This window comes from Ancylobacter crimeensis (genome assembly GCF_023016805.1).
Classification (GTDB): domain Bacteria; phylum Pseudomonadota; class Alphaproteobacteria; order Rhizobiales; family Xanthobacteraceae; genus Ancylobacter; species Ancylobacter crimeensis.
Genome location: NZ_JALKCH010000015.1, coordinates 68826 through 87521, shown reverse-complemented (window position 1 = coordinate 87521; position 18696 = coordinate 68826). Strand labels below are relative to the sequence as shown.

The window sequence follows — 18696 nt, the reverse complement described above, 5'->3', positions numbered from 1 at the left end:
TGCCTCACGCGACGCTGCGCGGGCGCCGCCGGCCACGCGGCTCCGGCGCGGCGGCGGGCATGTGCACGCCGGCGGAATGCTCATGCCGCGGCGCCGTCTCGCGACGCCCCGAACTGTCCCTCGCGGGTGCTTCGCGCGCGGCGGTTTCGCGTGGCGGGGCTTCGCTTTCGCCGTCCCCATCCGGCTCCGGCTCGCGCCGCGCCGCGCCGGGCACCGGGCTTCGGGCGGCGCTCAGCACCTGATAGGTACCTTCATGCTCGACCACCGTGCCGCAGCTCGTTGCGAAAGCGGGGCGCGGCAGCAGGCGTTCGGCACCGAGCTCCATATGGACATCGACGAGACAATCGACGAAGCGGCGCGCCAGCTTGAAGTCGGCCGCGCCGGGACCCATCATCGCCGTCACCGGGTTGACGATGCGCACCTCGTCCGGCTTCAGCGGCCGCAGCATGCCACCGGCGATCAGCGGCTGCGCGGTCTGGTCGAGCACATAGCCGATGTTGCGCCCGGACAGGATGAGGGCGAGCTGCGCCTGTATGCCGAGGCCGATATCGCCGCAGGTGACCCCGTGCCGGCTGCGCTCGGGATGGTAATATTCGAGATGGCCCCGGTTGCAATAGGCCGCCGTCTCGATGTCCTGCAGCGTCAGTTCCTCATCGGGGATCGCGAAGAAGGGGTGCTTGTCGCTGCAGCACATGAAGCCTTGCTCGTCGAACAGATGCTCGTAGGAGAGCTGCGGGAACTGGTCGTTCACCAGCCCGATGCCGACATGGATCATGCCTTCCGCGACCCGGCCGGTGAGCTGGAAGCCTTGCATCACCTCCATGCGGAACCGGACATTCGGGTAATATTCGGAAAAGCGGTGGATGGCCTCGTGGATGCGGGCGGAGGGGTTCTCGACGATGCCGTCCTGGATGCCGACGCATAACTCGTAGCCGGCGCTCTGATTGATGTTGGAGGCCTTCTGCCGAAACGCCTCCACCGAGGCGAACAGCTCCTTCGCCGCCTTGTAGACCGCCTCGCCCTCGCGGAAGAGCTTGAAGCCCTTCGGCCCCCGTCGGCACAGCCGGGTGCCGAGGCGAATCTCAAGCGATTTGAGATTTTCCGACAATGTTGACTGCGAGAGATTCAGCGCGGCCTGCGCGGCCGTGAAGCTCTGCTCCTCCACGATGGTACAGAAGCAGCGCAGCAGCTTCAGGTCGATATCGTAGATCTGGCTGATGTTCGCCATGCCGGCCTCCTGCTGGTGCGCCCTCGGGGCGACGGCTCGACCATTGCAAGCCGCGCGCCGCATGCGGAAGAGCCAGCAGTGCGTTGACACAGCAGTAAAATCGATGCTGCTCATAGAATGATCGAGAAAGGAGATTGCCGTAATATTGATCAGGATCAATGCGCCTGCCCAAGACGGAGCCACGTCGGGGCCGGATCATCGCTTGGGGTTTTCGCGATGGTTGCCCGACGGCCGGCAGTCTTAGCCTGTCGCATCGCAGTCTGCTGTCGTCGGGGTTTTTGATGCGTGCTCGGCCATTCCACCTTGGATGGTTCACCAATTTCGCGGTCGATGAATGGACCAAGCCATTCACGGGCGGCGGCGGCGATCCGTGGGATGGCCAGTTCTATGTCGACATGGCGAAGGCCATGGAGCGCGCCTGCTTCGACTACATCATGCTCGAAGACACGCTGATGATCTCCGAGGCCTATGGCGGCAGCACCGAAGTCTATCTCAAGCACAACATCATGGGTCCGAAGGCCGATCCCTCGCCGATGGCGGCGCTGATCGCGGCCAATACGACGAAGCTCGGCGTGGTGGCGACCTTCTCCACCATGGCCTATCCGCCCTTCATGCTGGCGCGTCTGTGCTCGACGCTCGACGGCATTGCCAAGGGCCGTTTCGGCTGGAACATCGTCACCACCGGCGAAGATCTGGCGGCCGAGAATTTCGGCATGGACAAGCTGCCGCCCCGCCAGGCGCGCTACGACATGGCCGACGAATATGTCGAGCTGTGCAAGCAGCTCTGGGCGAGCTGGGAGCCGGATGCGGTGGTGCGCGACCATGCCAGCGGCACCTATGCCGACTTCACCAAGGTGAAGCCGATCCACTTCAAGGGCAAATATTACAGCTGCCGCGGCCCGCTGAATTGCGCACCCTCGCCGCAGGGCCGCCCTGCCTTCGTGCAGGCCGGCGGTTCGCCGCGCGGCCGGGAATTCGCGGCGATGACGGCCGACAGCATCATCGCCCCCTCCATGGGTGTCGCCGGGCTGAAGGCCTATCGCGACGACGTGCGGGCGCGGGCGGCGGCAGGGGGTCGCGACCCGGACGAGATCAAGGTGTTGTTCGTGGTGGCGCCGATCCTCGGCGAGACCGAGGACGAGGCGAAGGCCAAGGCCGCCCGGATCTCCGAAGCACCGGATTATTGCGAGAAGGCGCTCGCCATGATCGCGGCGACCACCGACATCGATTTCTCGGTCTATGACCTCGACAAGCCGCTGCCCGAGCAGCTCACCACAAATGGCGAGCAGGGCACCCTCGACGCCTTCCAGCAATGGGGTACCGGCAAGACGGTGCGCCAGCTCTGCGCCGAGCAGGTGTCGCGCGGGCTCGACGGGCTGGTCGGCACGCCCGAGCAGGTGGCGGATCGCATGGGCGAGGTCATGGCCGAGGTCGGCGGCGACGGGTTCCTCATCACCCGACCCTTCACCACCAATATCAGCCGGCAATACATCACCGACATCTGCGAGGGGCTGGTGCCGGCCCTGCAGCGGCGCGGGCTCGCCCGCACCGCCTACACCAAGACCACCCTGCGCGAAACCTTGCGGGAGTTCTGATGCGATGAATGCTCATTCCGGGGTGACCATGACTGCGAGCGAACCGCATGTATCCGCGTTGCCGCTTCCGGCCGCCGATGCCGTGGCCCGCGACCATTTCCGCGCGGGCATGGCCAAGCTGCCGGCCGCGGTGAACATCATAACCAGCCTCGGCGAGGACGGGCGCTGCGGTTTCACCGCTTCGGCGGTGTGCTCGGTCACCGACAGCCCGCCGACGCTGCTGGTCTGCGTGAACCGCTCCAACCAGTCGCACCGCGCCATCGCGACCAGCCAGGTGCTGTGCGTCAATACGCTGGCCGGCCCGCATCACGAGGCGCTTTCCATGGCTTTCGCCGGCGGGGTGAAGGCGATGGACGAGCGTTTTGCCGGCGGCGAATGGACTGCGCTTGCCACCGGCGCCCCGGTGCTGACGGAGGCGACGGTGGCCTTCGACTGCCGGGTGACGCAGATGTCCAGCGTCGGGACCCATGACGTGATGTTCTGCGAGGTGCTGGCGATCCATGAAGGCGGCAGCAGCCAGGGCCTCGTCTATTTCGGCCGACGGTTCCACCACCTCGGCTGACGCCTGATGCTCGTGACCGGAGAGCGCCGCAGATGAGCGAGACGCCCACTCCCATCGACATGAAGACCTTCTGGCGCACGCTGGGCGAGCGCGCCACCGGCATGACCGTCGTGACCGCGGCCGGAGATGACGGGCCGGCCGGTTTCCTCGGACTCTCCGCCGCGCATGTCACCGCCGATCCGCCCACCATGCTGGTCTCGGTCGATGCCAAGACCAGCGCGCTGGGGCCGATCCTGGCGAAGAAGCATTTCGCCGTGAATTTTCTGCCCGCCGAAGCCGGCCATGTCGCCGACGCCTTTTCCGGCAAGGGCGGACTGTCGGGTGCGGACCGCTTCGTGGCCGGCGAATGGGGCACCATCGCAACCGGCGCGCCTACCTTCACGGCCGCGCTCGGCGTGTTCGACTGCGTGGTGGAGCAGGTGATCGAGCGGGGCTCGATCTCGATCGTGATCGGCACGGTGGTCGGCGCGCATGCCGCGGGTACCGGGGAGCCGCTACTGTTCTTCCGCGGCAAAACCATCGCCGGGCTCACGCCCGCGGCGTGAGCGCAGCCGTCATCGCGAAGCATCACGGCCGGGCTCGTCCCGGCCGTTTCGTTTCAATGGAGGATCTGGGACAGGAAGACCTTCAGCCGCTCGCTCTCCGGCGCGTCGAAGAAGCGCGTGGCGGGTGCGGATTCGAGGATGGCGCCGCGGTCCATGAAGATGCAGCGGTCGGCGACACGGCGGGCGAAGCCCATCTCGTGGGTGACGCACAGCATGGTCACACCGCTCGCCGCCAGTTCCTCCATGACGCCGAGCACCTCGTTGACCATTCCGGATCGAGCGCGGAGGTCGGTTCGTCGAAAAGCAGGATGCGTGGCTCCATGCACAGCGCCCGCGCGATGGCCACGCGCTGCTGCTGGCCGCCGGAGAGGCGGCCGGGATATTTGCGCACGTGATCGGCGAGGTGCACCCGCTCCAGATGCTTCATCGCCAGAGTCTCGGCCTGCGCGCGCGACAGCCCGCGATTGAGCCGCGGCGCCAGCATGCAGTTCTCCAGGGCGTTCAGGTGCGGGAACAGGTTGAAGTGCTGGAACACCATGCCGACTTCCTGGCGCACGTCCTGTACGGTGCCATCCTCGGAGGTCAGCTCGATGCCGTTGACCACGATCCGCCCGCCATCGTGCCGTTCCAGCCCGTTGATGCAGCGGATCAGCGTCGACTTGCCGGAGCCGGAGGGCCCGCAGATGACGATGCGCTCGCCGCGGCCGACGGCGAGGTCGATGCCGGCGAGTGCCCGGTGGGTGCCATAGCGCTTCTCGACGCCGGTGAGCGCGATGGCGACATCCGCCGGCACGGCGAGCGGGGCGGGCGGCATCGAGGTGAGCGCGCTCACAACACCCTCCCGCGCACGCGGCCGATCTGCCGCAGCAGCCGGCCACGGGTCGGCACGTTCTGCAGCACTGGGACCGGAGCGCGTTCTCGGTCCATCTTGTGGCGATCGAGCCAGCGGCCCCAAAGGTCGAAGCCGATGCGCACCAGATTGACGAATGCCCAGTAGAGCGCGGCGGCGCAGAGAATAGGTGTGAAGGGGTCGTAGGTCTCTTCGAAAATGCCGTTCGCCACCGCCGCGAGATCGGTGATGGTGACGACCGACACCACCGCCGTGCCCTTGATGAAGCTCACCACCTCGTTCTGGTAGGCCTTGAGGCCGTAGCGGATCGCGAGCGGCATCTTCACATGCAGGAAGATGTTGCGTTGGGAGACGCCGAGCGCCTCGCTTGCCTCCACGATGCCGCGCGGCACCGCAAGAAGGCTGCCGCGCAGGATCTCGGTCATGTAGGCCGCGTGGTTGAGGCTGAGCGCGACGATCGCGCAGCCCCAGGCCGAGCCGAACAGGATCCAGAGCGGGCCGTTGCGCAGCGCGTCGATCTGGCCGAAGCCATAATAGACGAGATAAAGCAGGATCAGCACCGGCGCGCCGCGGAAGAACACCACGAACGTCTCCGCCATGAGCGCCGGAAACCGGAGCTTCGACATGCGCGCGAAGCAGATGGGGAACGCCAGCGCCAGCCCGAACAGCAGCGACAGCGCCACGACGAACACCGTGGTCCTGAGGCCGACGAGAAGGGCCGGCAGGCTGTCGCGGGCAAGCGTCAGGTCGATGGGCAGCCCGGTCATGCCGCTACCTCGGAGGCAGGCGCCTCGTCCCGGTTCTGGCCGCGGTCGAGCCGCTTCTCCAGCCGCATGGCAAGCTTCAGCGTCAGCCCGCTGAAGGCGATGAAGAGCAAGGCGGTGGCGATGAAGAAGATGAAGGGTTCCTTGGTCGCGCCGGCCGCGATCTTGGCGCTGGCGACCAGATCCTGAAGCCCGGCCAGCGAGACCAGTGGGGTCTCCTTCAGCATGAAGCTCCACACATTCACGAGGCCCGGCAAGGCGAGGCGCATCGCCTGCGGCAGGATCACCTTGCCCCACAGCACGCCGCGGGGCAGTGCGAGTGCACGGGCGGCCTCGAACTGGCCTTTCGGCAGGTTGTCGATGGCCCCGCGCACCAGCTCGGCGATATAGGCCGCATAAACGATGGAGAGCGCCGCGACGCCGGCGCCGAAGGGCGACACGTCGATCGAGCGTCCCCACGCGCCGAACAGGCCGATGAGCATGGCGCTGCCGCCGTAATAGACGAGGAAAATCACCAGCAGGGACGGCACGCCCATGAAGATGGAGGCGTAGATGCGCCACGCGGCGGTGACGATGCGGCCGCGCGACAGGGTGGCGAGCGCGATGAACACACCCATGACGAAGGCGAGCGCGAAGCTGGTGAGGAACAGCTCCAGCGTGATGAGCGCCCCCTCGCCGAGTTGGCGGAGATAGCCGTTGATCTCGGCAAGGGAGAGATGGGTCATCACTGGAGGTTCCCGGCGCGCGGTCAGTTCACCTTGTTCTCGCAGGCGGCTTCCGCCGCCAGCGTCGCCACCGGCACGAACTTCTTGCGGATGGTGGTGAAGGTGCAGTCCTTGATCATGCCTTCCAGGGCGGTGTTCACACGGTCGACGAGCGCCTGGCTGGTCTTGGGGAAGATCCAGCTATAACCGCGCTTGTCCTCGGGAATGGCCGGATCGCCGAGCCAGTGGTCGCCGCCGGCGAGCATGTAGTCCTTGCCTTCGGGCTTGGAGATCAGCTCGAGCGTCCAGTTGATCTTGGAATCGAAGACCGCATCGACGCGGCCCGCGAGGAGGTCGAGCTTCTCCTGATCCGGATTGTCGTAGAACACCTCGGTGAAGGTGTCCTTGCCGAAATGGTCGTGGATGTAGGGCACCAGGGAGGAGCCGCGCTGCAAAGCAAGTTTGATGCCCTTGCCGGCGACGCCCTCCTTGGTCAGCGTGTAGCTGCTGTCCTTCTTCACGATGAAGGTCGCGGGGTTGTAGACGATCGGCATGGCGAAGAGCGCCTTGTCCTTGCGCTCCGGCGTCGGTGCGATCTGCGTGACGATGCCGTCGAACTTGCCCTGCAGCATCGACGGGATCAGCGCCTTGAAGTCCATGACGACGATCTCGCACTCGGCCCCGATGCGCTTGCACATCTCGCGGGCGAGTTCGGGCTCCATGCCGGTCAGGTTGCCGTTGGAATCGACCATGGAGAAGGGCGGGTAGACGCCCTCATTGCCGAGGCGGAGTTTTTCCGCCTGCGCGGCGCCGAGCGCGCCGCTCGCCATCAGGCCGGCGGCGGCGATCAGGGCGGTGCGGCGAAGGCGGTGCGGAACGCGGGTCCATTGGATCATCGGTGTGGGTCCATGAGTGGGGCGCGGGGGCGCAAAGGCGGCGCAGGCGTCGGGACACGCGTCGTCAGAAGGCGAGCAGGTTGTCGCGCAGCATCGCGTGCTCGTAGGCGCGGCGGGTGAGGCCGCGACGCTGCAGCACCGGCACGAGGCCATCCATGATGGTGGCTACCGAGCGGCGCGAGACGTCTGGCAGCACGAGCAGGAAGCCGTCGCCGCCCACCTCCTGCATGATCTCGTCCATCTGGCTGGCGACGCTGTCGGGGGTGCCGACCACGTCGACGCAATAGCCGCAGCTCACATGGTCGATCATCGCCTCGCGCAGCGGCTTGTCGCCGGCGCGGGTGAGGAATTGCGAGAGGCTCGACTGGTGTCCGTTGGTGGTGAGGGTGAGCTGGCTGACCGGCGTGTCGAGGTCGAGGCCGGAGAGGTCGAGATTGGTGCTCCAGCCGAAGCGCGCCATGCGGGCATCGAGGTTGGCCGCCGCCGAAACGCGGCGCTGGTCGGCGAAGTAGCGAGCCTGGTCCTCGGTCTCGGCGACGATGGGCGAGAGCAGGAACAGCACCTTGCACGAATCGGGATCACGTCCCATCGCCGCCATTTGGGCGCGGATGTCGTCGCGATACTGCTTCATGTTGGCGATGCCGTTCGGCGCCGCGACGATGGTGTCGGCATGGGTCGCGGCGATGGTGCGTCCGCTCTTCGAGCCGCCGGCCTGTGCGATCACCGGTACCCCCTGCGGGCAGGGGCCGGAATTCAGTGGTCCCCGCGAGCCGTAATAGGTGCCCTTGTAGTCGATCGTATGCACCTTTGAGGGGTCGATCAGGACACCGTTCTCGCGGTCGTCGATGATCGCGCCCGGCTCCCAGGAGCCCCAGAGCTTTTTGACGATCTCGATATATTCCTGCGCCATCACATAGCGCTCGTCATGCTCAGGCAGCTTGTCGAGGCCGAAATTCATCGCGGACAGGTCGGACGAGCCGGTCACCATGTTCCACCCGGCGCGCCCACCCGAGATCTGGTCGATCGAGGAGATGATGCGGGCGGTAAGGTAGGGATGGTAGGCGAAGGTGGAGAGCGTCGAGACGATGCCGAGCCGCTTGGTCTGGCTCGCCAGCAGCGTCGCGACCACCGATGGCTCCTGCCGCGGAATGCAGATGCCGCCCTTCAGGAAGATGTCGCGGGAATTTTGCCAGTTCTCACCGACATAGATCGAATCCTCGATCAGCAGGTAGTCGAAGCACGCGCGCTCCATCCCGCGGACGAGGTCGACGAAAATGTCCGCGCTCATCCACTCCTGGGCAATGTTGCCGGTCCACGGCTCATTCCATGCCTGGATGCTGGAGCCCTGAAGAAACCAGGCGAGATGGAAGGGGTTGGCAGGCATGGGACGCTCTTTCCTCCGACGGCACCACGCATCCCTCGATGGACAGGGACGCAGCGAAACCGTAGGGCCGGAGGCGGAGGCCGGACCATCGCCAAGACGCGAAGCTTGATTTGATTGCCTGAACCGTGAGCGTGCATAAATTTTGTGCGTTACGCCGACGCTATGGACACAAGCAATTCCTGTCCCGGCGCACGGCGGACGCGCCGGGTGAATGGACGGTCGGGCGGTGTGGGCTCCTGGCGGGGGGAGCCGCCGGTGGGTGCCGACGGCTCATACGGTCAGGAGACTTGTGCGCTCAGGCTCCGATACGCCCGTTGGGCGTTAGGGCGTCGACCGCCTGCGGCAATGCGCGCGACAGGCGGGCGAGCAGATCCTCGCGGGAGAGGCCTGTCTTCTGCGCCAGCGTGTCGATCACATCCGGACCGATGGCCTGTTCCAGACTCTGGTCGTCGATATTCCGGTTCTCGCCCGTGCCAACCCAGGAAGCCGCGGTGTCGCCATGGCCGTTCTGCTGGAAGCGGTTGAGGATTTCCGTCAGGCCATCCTGAACGACGGCGCCTGAATTGGCGCTGCCCGCGGTGCCGCCGAGCATGCCGCCGAGTCCGCCGAGAAGGCCGCCCAGGCCTCCCCCGCCGAGCATGCCGCCCAGGCCGCCGCCAAACCCGCCCGTATCCGACGCCGTGCCCGGAGCGGTGGGCGGCGCAGCATTGGGGTTGTCCTGTTCCCCGCCGCCGGTGGCGTTGCGGATCATCTCCGCGATCTTGTCCCTGTTCTGGAAACCGGCGATTGCCAGCAGTCCCAGCAGCGCCGTCATTGACGGAAAGCCGCGATCACTCATGATCTGTTCCTCCCTTGTCCCGCCCAGTCACCCCTTATTGGGGTGTGGAAGGAACAAAATTGCACGGTGCTGGTTCCTCACAGCGTCAATTTTCACTGGGAGGGCATCATGGGGATTCTCTGGACCATCATCATCGGCTTCGTCGCAGGCGTGATCGCCAAGCTGATCATGCCGGGAAACAACGAACCGTCGGGCTTCATCCTGACGACGATTCTCGGCATTGTCGGCGCTTTCGTCGCCACGTTTCTCGGCCAGGCGCTGGGCTGGTACGGCCCGGACCAGGGGGCGGGTCTGATCGGCGCGGTTGTAGGCGCCATTATCGTGCTGGTGATCTACGGCATGATCGCCCGCCGGGCATAGGCACGCCTAGCATATGACCGGCGGGCCCCAGGGCCTGGCACGGTTTGCCGTCGTGGGACGACGAAGGCCGTTCCACGAGATCTAGTTCCATCGAAACAGAGTTTCGCGGAGCCTGATCAATAAACAGTGTCGGGGGAAAGGATGGCTCCCTGAGCAGGACTCGAACCTGCGACCATTCGATTAACAGTCGAACGCTCTACCAACTGAGCTATCAGGGAACAGGGCGGATGCGCGTGGCGCGTTCGCCGTCTGTGTGGGCGCCGTATAGCAACGCCGGGCGGGTTTGTGAAGCCGCCCGGTTGTCATTTTGGCAGAAGGCTGGGGATGACTCAGGCGAGAAGGCGCTCGCGCTGGTCGGCAAACTGCAGCTGGTGGAAGTTGAAATAGCGGCCGCGGCGCGCCAGCAATTCGTCGTGACGGCCCCATTCCACGACGCGCCCCCCATCCACCACGCAGATGCGATCCGCGTTCACGACCGTCTGCAGGCGATGAGCAATCACGAGCGTGGTGCGGTCCTTCTGCAGCGTGCGCAGCGCCTTCTGGATCTCGGCTTCCGACTCGCTGTCGAGGGCGGCGGTGGCCTCGTCGAGCAGCAGGATCGGCGCGTTCTTCAGGAAGGCGCGGGCGATGGCGATGCGCTGGCGCTGGCCGCCCGAAAGCTGCGCGCCATGTTCGCCGACCTTGCTGTCATAGCCGCCGGCGAAGCTCAGGATGAAATCGTGCGCATGGGCAGCGCGGGCGGCCTGCTCGATCTCTTCCGGGCTGGCGGATGGCCGGCCGAAGGCGATGTTCTCGCGGATCGTGCCGGAAAACAGGAAGACGTCCTGGCTCACATAGGAGACGTTGTCACGCACCGAACGGCGCGTGACGCGCTCGATCTGCTGCCCGTCAATGGTGATGCGCCCGCTTTCCGGGTCGTAGAACCGCTCGATGAGGTTCATCACGGTGGTCTTGCCGCCGCCTGACGGCCCGACCAGCGCAGTGGTCTGGCCGGGCTCGGCGACGAAGGAGAGGCCGCGCAGCACCGGCTCGTTTTCGCGATAGCCGAAGGTGACGTCCTCGAATTCGATGCGCCCGCCCTCGACCTTGAGCCCCGGCATGCCGGGCTCGTCGGCCTCGGTCGCCTTCATGTCGAGCACCTGGAACAGCATCCGGGCGCCGAGCAACTGGCTCGTAAGGTCGAGATTGAGCCGGCCAAGTCGCTTGGCCGGCTCGTAGCTCAGCAGCAACGCGGTGATGACCGAGAAGAATTCGCCCGGCGTGCGCCCGCCATGCAGCACGCTCCAGCCCGCATACATGATGACCAGCGCGATGGCCACGCCGGCCAGCGCCTCCATCAGCGGCCCGGATTGCGACTGTGCGCGGATCATGCGGTTGGAGGCGCGTTCCAGCGAATCGATGCGGCTGGCGAAACGGGCCCGCAGCGCGTCCTCCATGTTGAAGGACTTCACGGTGCGGATGCCCTGGAAGGTCTCGATCGACTCCGCCATGATCTGCACAGCGCCATGGAACTCGCGTTCGAAGATCTTGCGCACCTTGCGGATCAGCCGGCGCACGCCGGCCACGGCGATTGGCATGACCCCGAGGCCGATCAGCGCCATTACCGGGTCCTGCAGGAACATCACGGCGGTGAGGCCGATGACCGAGAGCAGGTCTCGTCCGAGGCTGGTGATGATGAGATTCAGAACGTTGCGCGCAGCCTGGGCGCCGGAATTGAAGCGCAGGGAGATTTCCGCCGTGTGCATGCCCGCGAAGAAACGCACGTCCTGATGAAGGAGGCGGTCGAGCACCTTCTTCTGGTTGTCGGCCACGATGCGGTTGCCGACATAAGCCAGCGTCACCGCCTGCCCGTAGGCCGAGAACCCCTTCACCACGCTGAGCAGGAAGACCGCGCCGGAGAGCAGCCAGATCGCCGAGGAGTTCTGCTCCACGAAGATGCGGTTGATCACGGTGCCCATGAGATAGGCGAGGCCCGATGTGGTGGCCGCCATGATGCCCATGAAGACGAAGGAGAGCGCATACCCCTTCCAGTGACGGCGGCCATCGGTCAGAAACAGCCGGGCGATCGTGTCCCGCGTCTCGGGCGATACGAGATTGGTGAGGGACGCGAGGAATTTCGATTGGCGCATAACGCGGTCCTTAAGGGTGTCCGGCGATGCGCAGGCCTGATGGCCTGAGGCGGGTCGTTCCAGGGCTCTGCACCAAGGCTTCCCGCACGCGCGATAAGGCCGGACAATGGGCCTTCATCAATCCCGGACGGCCCGCGATGTCAATGAACGCGGACCCAAGCCGGGTCATTCTACACGGCCGCCAAGGCCCCTCGTGGCGGACTTCAGTACCTTCAAGGCAATTCCGCTGGCACTGTGGCGCCGGAGCGGCAGGCCCGGCAATCGAGGCCTACGGGCATCGTCCCGCGATGATACCCCCTCGACGACATGCGCCGCCGCGTCGGGTTTCGACGACGGCGGCGCATGGGCCGTGCTGGAGGCCACGGAGGGAATCGAACCCCCGTACGCGGATTTGCAGTCCGCTGCGTAACCACTCCGCCACGTGGCCGAGGCGATCGCGGCATCGGGAAAGGCCACTTTGAACCGGACCTTCCCCGAAGGCGACGCGGCCTCATAACAGAGCGCAGGGGCGACGGCAACGCATGGCCGCGCTGTCATGCCATGCGCCCTGTGGATGTCGCGGCCGCCGGCGCGCGTTGGGCGGCAGGGAAGGGGCGGGTGACGGGCCCGATGCTGCGCCGCGGCGCGGCTTTTCGCGGAGCACTTGCATTGCGCGCGCGGCTGCCGCAAACCTCCAGTCTGGAACCCCTCTTTGTTGCCTGCCAGGAAGTCCAGCAATGATCGATTTCGCCGAGATGCGCCGCGCCATGGTCGATGCGCAGGTTCGTGCCAACGACGTGACCGATCTGCGGATCGTCTCCGCCATGATGGAGATGCCGCGCGAGCGCTTCGTGCCGGGCAATCTGCGCAACTTCGCCTATATCGACGAGGATCTGCAGGTGAAGGAAGGGAGCCCCGCGCGCTACCTCATGGAGCCGATGGTTCTGGCGAAGCTGCTGCAGGCGGCCGATGTCGGCCCGGACGACCTGGTGCTCGATGTGGGGGCGGGAACCGGCTATTCCAGCGCGGTGCTGGCCCGGCTCGCCGGGCAGGTGGTGGCGCTGGAGGAGGATGTGGAGCTTGCCGCGCAGGGCGCTGCCGCGCTCACCGAACTCGGCCTGCTCAATGCCGCCTATGTGCAAGGCCCGCTGACCGCCGGCTGGAAGGCCGAGGCGCCCTATGACGTCATCCTGCTGAACGGGTCGGTCGAATCGGTGCCGGCGGCGCTGCTGTCGCAGCTCAAGGCGGGCGGCCGGCTCGTCGCGGTGGTCGGCTTCGGCCGGGCCGGGCGGGCAACGGTGTTCACGAATACCACAGGCGGCATCGGCTCGCGCATCGTCTTCGATGCCGGCGTGCCGGTCCTGCCCGGCTTCGAACCCAAGCCGGCCTTCGTTTTTTGAAGAGCTGGAGGGTCTGCTGTGGCGATTGTGCCGCGCACCGCACAAATCGGTAAGGGAAGGTGAACCAACCGGTTCACAGGGCGAGATTCGCTACCTATTCTTGCGCCGTTAATAGTGCAGGGTGCCCGTAGAAGGCGCCTCCTTTTCAACTTGCGTAGGCAGGGGTTGGGCTATGTGGCATCGTACGACCGGGGGCAAGGTCGTTGCGTCGGCAGCGGTCGCTGTGGCGATCTGTTTCGCTGTTCCGGCGCAGGCGCAGACCCTGGATCAGGCGCTCGCATCGGCCTACCAGAAGAACCCGAACCTCAACTCCCAGCGCGCCGCCACCCGGGCGACCGACGAATATGTGCCGATGGCGCTGTCCGGCTATCGCCCCAAGATCAACGGAAGCGCCTATGCCGGCCAGACCTGGGTCGATGCGCGGGCGCGGGCGACGGACCCCTTCAGCGGGCAGAACATCACGGTGAAGGCAAGCTACGGGCTGTCGCCCGTCGGCGTCGGCATCGTCATCAACCAGACCATTTATGACGGCCTCAAGACCGCCAGTTCGGTGCGCGGCGCCGAATTCCAGGTGAAAGGCCAGCGCGAATTGCTGCGCAACACCGAGCAGACCGTGCTGCTCGACGGTACGACGGCCTATATGAACGTTCTGCAGAACGGCGCGCTCCTGGAGCTCAGCCGTCAGAACCTGCAGGCGTTCCGCGAAGAGCTGCGGGCCACGAATGACCGCTTCGCGGTCGGCGAGGTGACCCGAACCGACGTCGCCCAGGCACAGGCCAGCGTGGCCAGCGCCGAAAGCGAGGTCGCCCAGGCCGAAGCGAATCTCAACACGGCGCGCGCTACCTTCTTCCAGGTGATCGGCCTGCAGCCGAACAAGCTTTCGCCGGGCCGTCCGATCGACGGGATGCTGCCGCGCTCGCTGGACAAGGCGGTCGTCTCCGGCCTCGGCCAGCACCCGGCGATCAAGGCGGCGGAATTCGCCGTCGATGCAGCCGTGCAGAGTGTGAAGGTCGCCGAGTCGGCCCTGTCGCCTACGGTCGGCCTGCAGGGCAGCGTGAGCAACGACTACAACAGCAGCAGTTCCGTGCAGCGCGCCACCGACGCGACGGTGCTGCTCAACCTCACCGTGCCGATCTATCAGGGCGGCGCCGAATTCGCCTCGATCCGCCAGTCCAAGGAACTGCTCAGCCAGCAGCGCATCGAGGTGGACGTCAATCGCGAGCAGGTGCGCGCGAATGTCGTGCAATATTGGGGCGCCCTCGAGGCTGCGAAGTCGGCTATCCAGTCGGCGCAGGCTTCGGTGACGGCAAACGAGATCGCGCTGAAGGGCGTACGCGAGGAATGGCGGGTCGGCCAGCGCACCACGCTGGACGTGCTGCAGCAGACCACCGACCTCTTCAATGCCCGAGCCAGCCTCGTCGTCGCGCAGCGTGACCGGGTGGTCGCGTCCTATGCTCTCCTCGCCGCAAGCGGGCAGCTGAGTGCGAAGTCGCTCGGGCTCAAGGTCGCGTCCTACAACCCGACGATCCATTATGACCAGGTCCGCGACGCCTGGATCGGCGTGCGAACGCCGGACGGCCAGTAACGGTCGTCCACATCCCGCGCCGCCCCAACCGGCGGCGCACTATGGTCGTACAAATGGGTCAGCCGGTAACACCGGCGGGTTTTCCACTGCAATAACGGCACTTTGAAGCTGTTATGGTCCGTCGGGTGGCGCGGTGCGATACTCGGCGAAATCATGCGATTCGCTGCAATCTCAAGGCGCAGGCCGATCGAGTCGCGCAGCCGCTTGGGGTTGTTTCTTCCGCAGGATCCGGGGGCCATTCATGTCGTCGAGTGCTAGGGCTGTCGATCCCTCCATGGAGGAGATCCTCGCGTCCATCCGCCGTATCATTTCGGACGAATTGCCGCCGCGCCGCCTGCGGCCGGGCGAGGGGGCTCCGGCTCCGGTTCATTCGCGCGTCGCGGAGGAGGTCATTCGTCCGGCTCCGATGCGCAGTGCCCCGGCTCACAGCGCAGCGCCGCAGCAGCCTGCTCCAATGTCTTCGGCTCGTCTCTCTGCCGCCGCACCCGCACGCGGTGAACCGGCGCCGCGTTCCGAGTCACGCGAGGAATCGGCCCGCGTGGTTTCGCTGGAGACGCCGCTGACGGTATCCTCCGTGCTCGCCGCCTCAGCCGGCGTGGAAACGGCGAGTGCGCAGCCGCCCGCCGCGGAAGAACCAGACGCGCCCGCGACCGATGCCCCGGAGGACGCACGCCTGCTCTCGCCGCAGGTGATGGCGCAGGCCGGTGCCGCCTTCGCCGAACTCAATCGCGCGCCGGCAGCGGCCACGCCCATGTCCGCCCTGCCGCTCGGCAGCCGCACGCTGGACGATGTCGTGGTCGACCTGCTGCGCCCGATGCTGCGCGAGTGGCTGGACCAGAACCTCACTCCGCTGGTCGAGCGCTTGGTGCGGGCGGAAATCGAGCGCATCGCCCGCGGCGGGCGGTGAGGTGGACGCTGCCTGACACCGCGGGCAGTTGATTTCGCCCCCCGGCTCTGGTTTGTCTCGGCTCCAATCTTAAAGGTTCGGAGCCGTCATGCTCGATAACAGGTTTGATCCCGCCGCGGTCGAGGGCCGCATCTACCAGACGTGGCTGGACGCGGATGCGTTCAAGGCCGGACGTCCCGAGCGCGCGGGCGCCGAACCCTTCAGCATCGTAATTCCCCCACCGAACGTCACCGGCTCCCTGCATATGGGCCACGCGCTCAACAACACGCTGCAGGACATCCTCTGCCGCTTCGAGCGGATGCGCGGCAAGGACGTCCTGTGGCAGCCGGGCACCGACCATGCCGGTATCGCGACCCAGATGGTGGTGGAGCGCCAGCTCGCCGAGCGGCAGCTTCCCGGCCGACGCGACATGGGCCGCGCCGCCTTCGTCGAGCGGGTCTGGGCATGGAAGGAGGAATCGGGCGGCACCATCACCGGGCAGCTGCGTCGGCTCGGCGCCTCCTGCGACTGGTCGCGCGAGCGTTTCACCATGGATGAGGGCCTTTCCCGGGCCGTGGCCAAGGTGTTCGTCCGCCTCTACAAGGAAGGTCTGATCTACAAGGACAAGCGCCTCGTGAACTGGGACCCCAAGTTCCAGTCGGCGATCTCCGATCTGGAGGTCGTCCAGGTCGAGGTGAAGGGCAGCCTCTGGCATTTCCGCTACCCGCTGGAAGGCGGAGCGACCTACCAGCATCCGGTCGCCTTCGACGAGGACGGCAATCCGACGGACTACGAGACCCGCGATTACATCACGGTTGCCACGACGCGGCCGGAAACCATGCTCGGCGACACCGCCGTCGCCGTGCATCCGGACGATGAGCGCTATCGTCATCTGGTCGGCAAGAAGGTCCGTCTGCCGCTGGTCGGCCGCATGATTCCCATCGTCGCGGATACCTATTCCGACCCGGCCAAGGGGACGGGTGCGGTGAAGATCACGCCGGCGCACGACTTCAACGATTTCGAGGTCGGCCGCCGGCACGATCTTCCGATGATCAACGTGCTCGATGCCGAGGCGCGACTCACCCTCGCGGGCAATGGTGATTTCCTCGATGCCGCGGCACCGGGGCCGGATCTCGATCTCGTGCTGGCGCTGGAGGGCCAGAGCCGCGAGGCGGCGCGCAAGGCCATCGTCGCGATGATGGAGGAGCGCGGCCTGCTCGCCGCCATCGAGCCGCATACCCACATGGTGCCCCACGGTGACCGGTCCAATGTCGTGATCGAGCCCTGGCTGACCGACCAGTGGTATGTCGACGCTCACACGCTCGCCCAGCCGGCGCTGGCCGCGGTCCGCGAGGGGCGCACGGCCTTCGTGCCGAAGAACTGGGAGAAGACCTATTTCGAGTGGCTGGAGAACATCCAGCCCTGGTGCGTCTCGCGCCAGCTCTGGTGGGGCCACCAGATCCCGGCCTGGTACGGGCCGGACGGAACGGTCTTTGTCGAGGAGACCGAAGAGGAGGCCTACGCCGCGGCGCTCGCCCATTGCGTGCAGGCCGGCATCGTCTCCGCCACGGAGGCGGAGGCGCTCGCCAACGACCCGGAAAAGATCGGCGCGCTGGTGACGCGCGACGAGGATGTGCTCGACACCTGGTTCTCCTCCGCGCTCTGGCCGTTCTCCACGCTGGGCTGGCCGGACGAGACGGCGGAACTGAAGCGCTTCTACCCGACCTCGGTGCTCATCACCGGCTTCGACATCATCTTCTTCTGGGTCGCACGGATGATGATGATGGGCCTGCATTTCATGGATGGCGAGGTGCCGTTCAGGGACGTCTACATCCACGCCCTCGTCCGTGACGAGAAGGGCGCCAAGATGTCGAAGTCCAAGGGCAACGTCATCGACCCTCTGTCGCTGATCGACCAGTACGGCGCCGATGCGCTGCGTTTCACGCTGGCCGCCATGGCGGCGCAGGGGCGCGACATCAAGCTCGCGACTAGCCGCGTCGAGGGCTATCGCAACTTCGCGACCAAGCTGTGGAACGCCGCCCGTTTCGCCGAGATGAACGAGTGCCGGAGGGTCGCGGGCTTCGATCCCGCGCAGGTGTCGTCGACGCTGAACCGCTGGATCGTCAGCGAGGCGCAGCAGGCTGGCGCGGAGATCACGGCGGCGTTGGTCGACTACCGCTTCAACGAGGCGGCGGGCGCGGCGTATCGCTTCGTCTGGAATATCTTCTGCGACTGGTATCTGGAGCTGGCGAAGCCCGTCTTCACCGGACAGGACGAGGCGCTGAAGGTCGAGACCCGGGCGACCACCGCCCATGTGCTGGACGAGATCCTGAAGCTGCTGCATCCCTTCATGCCGTTCCTCACCGAAGAGTTGTGGGCGCGCACCGGGGAGGTCGGCCCGGCGCGCACCTCGCTTCTGGCGCTGGCCTCTTGGTCGGCGACCGAAGGGCTGGAAGCACCCGATGCCGAGGCCGAGCTCGGCTGGCTGGTCGATCTCGTCACCGAGGTGCGCTCGGTCCGCGCTGAGATGAATGTGCCGGCCGGCGCGCAGATCCCGCTGGTGCTGGTCGGCGTCGATGCCGCGACGCGCGAGCGGGCGCAGCGCTGGAACGATGCGCTGGTGCGGCTGGCGCGCCTGTCCTCGGTCGTCTTCGCGGATGAGGCGCCGGGTGGCGCGGTGCAGCTCGTCGTGCGTGGTGAGGTGGCCGCGCTGCCGCTGGCCGGCGTGATCGACATGGCCGCCGAGGTCGCGCGCCTCACCAAGGAGCGCGGCAAGGCGGAGGACGACATCCGCAAGGTCGACGCCAAGCTCGGCAATCCCGATTTCCTCGCCCGCGCCAAGGAAGAGGTGATCGAGGAGCAGCGCGAGCGCCGCGAGGCCGCCGAGGCCCGCGTGGCGAAGATCCGCGAGGCGCTGACCCGGCTCGGTGCGAGTGGCTGACGGCCTGCTTCTCCTTACGGCCGTCCTCGGATCGCGCTGATCCGGGGACG

The 18696-nt window shown here is 66.4% G+C and carries 15 protein-coding genes, 2 tRNA genes and 1 pseudogene; 8 read left to right on the top strand and 10 right to left on the bottom strand.

The features are described from left to right. Window positions 1–4: 4 nt before the first annotated feature. The gene (locus tag MWN34_RS18430) at window positions 5–1228 is read right to left on the bottom strand and encodes a LysR family transcriptional regulator (RefSeq protein WP_247030773.1); all 1224 of its coding nucleotides are present in this window, start codon (window positions 1226–1228) and stop codon (window positions 5–7) included. 281 nt (window positions 1229–1509) lie between these two features. On the opposite strand from MWN34_RS18430, the gene MWN34_RS18425 reads away from it, so the two are divergent. The 3 genes from MWN34_RS18425 to MWN34_RS18415 are packed head-to-tail and all read left to right on the top strand — an operon-like array spanning window position 1510 to window position 3930. Further along, window positions 1510–2823, top strand: coding sequence for an NtaA/DmoA family FMN-dependent monooxygenase (locus MWN34_RS18425; protein ID WP_247030772.1), 1314 nt, complete (start codon window positions 1510–1512; stop codon window positions 2821–2823). Between the two features lie 4 nt (window positions 2824–2827). Continuing rightward, complete coding sequence (locus MWN34_RS18420; protein WP_425532142.1) at window positions 2828–3385, top strand: flavin reductase; 558 nt, start codon at window positions 2828–2830, stop codon at window positions 3383–3385. Window positions 3386–3417: 32 nt separating this feature from the next. After that, window positions 3418–3930: a flavin reductase family protein gene (locus MWN34_RS18415; RefSeq protein WP_247030771.1), complete on the top strand. Its 513-nt coding sequence runs from the start codon at window positions 3418–3420 to the stop codon at window positions 3928–3930. A gap of 53 nt (window positions 3931–3983) precedes the next feature. Here the strand turns inward: MWN34_RS18415 and MWN34_RS18410 are convergent. The 6 genes and pseudogenes from MWN34_RS18410 to MWN34_RS18385 all read right to left on the bottom strand — a co-directional run bounded on the left by MWN34_RS18410 (window position 3984) and on the right by MWN34_RS18385 (window position 9366). Further along, window positions 3984–4744: pseudogene (locus tag MWN34_RS18410) on the bottom strand (amino acid ABC transporter ATP-binding protein). Window positions 4745–4758: 14 nt separating this feature from the next. Beyond that, on the bottom strand, window positions 4759–5547 hold the full coding sequence (locus MWN34_RS18405) for an ABC transporter permease (RefSeq protein ID WP_247030770.1): 789 nt from the start codon (window positions 5545–5547) through the stop codon (window positions 4759–4761). Next, the gene (locus tag MWN34_RS18400; RefSeq protein WP_247030769.1) at window positions 5544–6269 is read right to left on the bottom strand and encodes an ABC transporter permease; all 726 of its coding nucleotides are present in this window, start codon (window positions 6267–6269) and stop codon (window positions 5544–5546) included. The genes MWN34_RS18405 and MWN34_RS18400 overlap by 4 nt, the downstream gene beginning before the upstream one ends. Before the next feature lie 23 nt (window positions 6270–6292). Beyond that, window positions 6293–7144 (bottom strand): transporter substrate-binding domain-containing protein, encoded by an 852-nt coding sequence (locus tag MWN34_RS18395; protein ID WP_247030768.1) that lies wholly within the window; start codon window positions 7142–7144, stop codon window positions 6293–6295. 64 nt (window positions 7145–7208) lie between these two features. Next, complete coding sequence (locus MWN34_RS18390; protein WP_247030767.1) at window positions 7209–8528, bottom strand: NtaA/DmoA family FMN-dependent monooxygenase; 1320 nt, start codon at window positions 8526–8528, stop codon at window positions 7209–7211. Between the two features lie 295 nt (window positions 8529–8823). Next, complete coding sequence (locus tag MWN34_RS18385; protein ID WP_247030766.1) at window positions 8824–9366, bottom strand: YidB family protein; 543 nt, start codon at window positions 9364–9366, stop codon at window positions 8824–8826. A gap of 108 nt (window positions 9367–9474) precedes the next feature. Here MWN34_RS18385 and MWN34_RS18380 point away from each other — a divergent pair, with 108 nt between their 5' ends. Further along, entirely contained in the window at window positions 9475–9726 is a 252-nt protein-coding gene (locus MWN34_RS18380) for a GlsB/YeaQ/YmgE family stress response membrane protein (protein WP_247030765.1), read from the top strand. 142 nt (window positions 9727–9868) lie between these two features. On the opposite strand, the gene MWN34_RS18375 is transcribed toward MWN34_RS18380, so the two are convergent. The 3 genes from MWN34_RS18375 to MWN34_RS18365 form a co-directional block, all read right to left on the bottom strand. After that, window positions 9869–9944: transfer RNA gene (locus MWN34_RS18375), tRNA-Asn, on the bottom strand. A 111-nt stretch (window positions 9945–10055) separates the two neighbouring features. Continuing rightward, the gene (locus MWN34_RS18370) at window positions 10056–11855 is read right to left on the bottom strand and encodes an ABC transporter ATP-binding protein (RefSeq protein ID WP_247030764.1); all 1800 of its coding nucleotides are present in this window, start codon (window positions 11853–11855) and stop codon (window positions 10056–10058) included. Window positions 11856–12208: 353 nt separating this feature from the next. Continuing rightward, window positions 12209–12282 (bottom strand) — tRNA-Cys (locus MWN34_RS18365). Window positions 12283–12571: 289 nt separating this feature from the next. Between MWN34_RS18365 and MWN34_RS18360 the strand changes: the two genes are divergently transcribed. The 4 genes from MWN34_RS18360 to MWN34_RS18345 all read left to right on the top strand — a co-directional run bounded on the left by MWN34_RS18360 (window position 12572) and on the right by MWN34_RS18345 (window position 18646). Next, window positions 12572–13234, top strand: a complete 663-nt coding sequence (locus MWN34_RS18360; RefSeq protein ID WP_247030763.1) for a protein-L-isoaspartate O-methyltransferase family protein — start codon at window positions 12572–12574, stop codon at window positions 13232–13234. Window positions 13235–13406: 172 nt separating this feature from the next. Further along, window positions 13407–14819, top strand: coding sequence for a TolC family outer membrane protein (locus tag MWN34_RS18355; RefSeq protein WP_247030762.1), 1413 nt, complete (start codon window positions 13407–13409; stop codon window positions 14817–14819). Window positions 14820–15357: 538 nt separating this feature from the next. Further along, window positions 15358–15726, top strand: coding sequence for a DUF2497 domain-containing protein (locus MWN34_RS19670; RefSeq protein WP_343311954.1), 369 nt, complete (start codon window positions 15358–15360; stop codon window positions 15724–15726). Between the two features lie 88 nt (window positions 15727–15814). Beyond that, on the top strand, window positions 15815–18646 hold the full coding sequence (locus tag MWN34_RS18345; protein WP_247030761.1) for a valine--tRNA ligase: 2832 nt from the start codon (window positions 15815–15817) through the stop codon (window positions 18644–18646). Window positions 18647–18696: the final 50 nt, after the last annotated feature.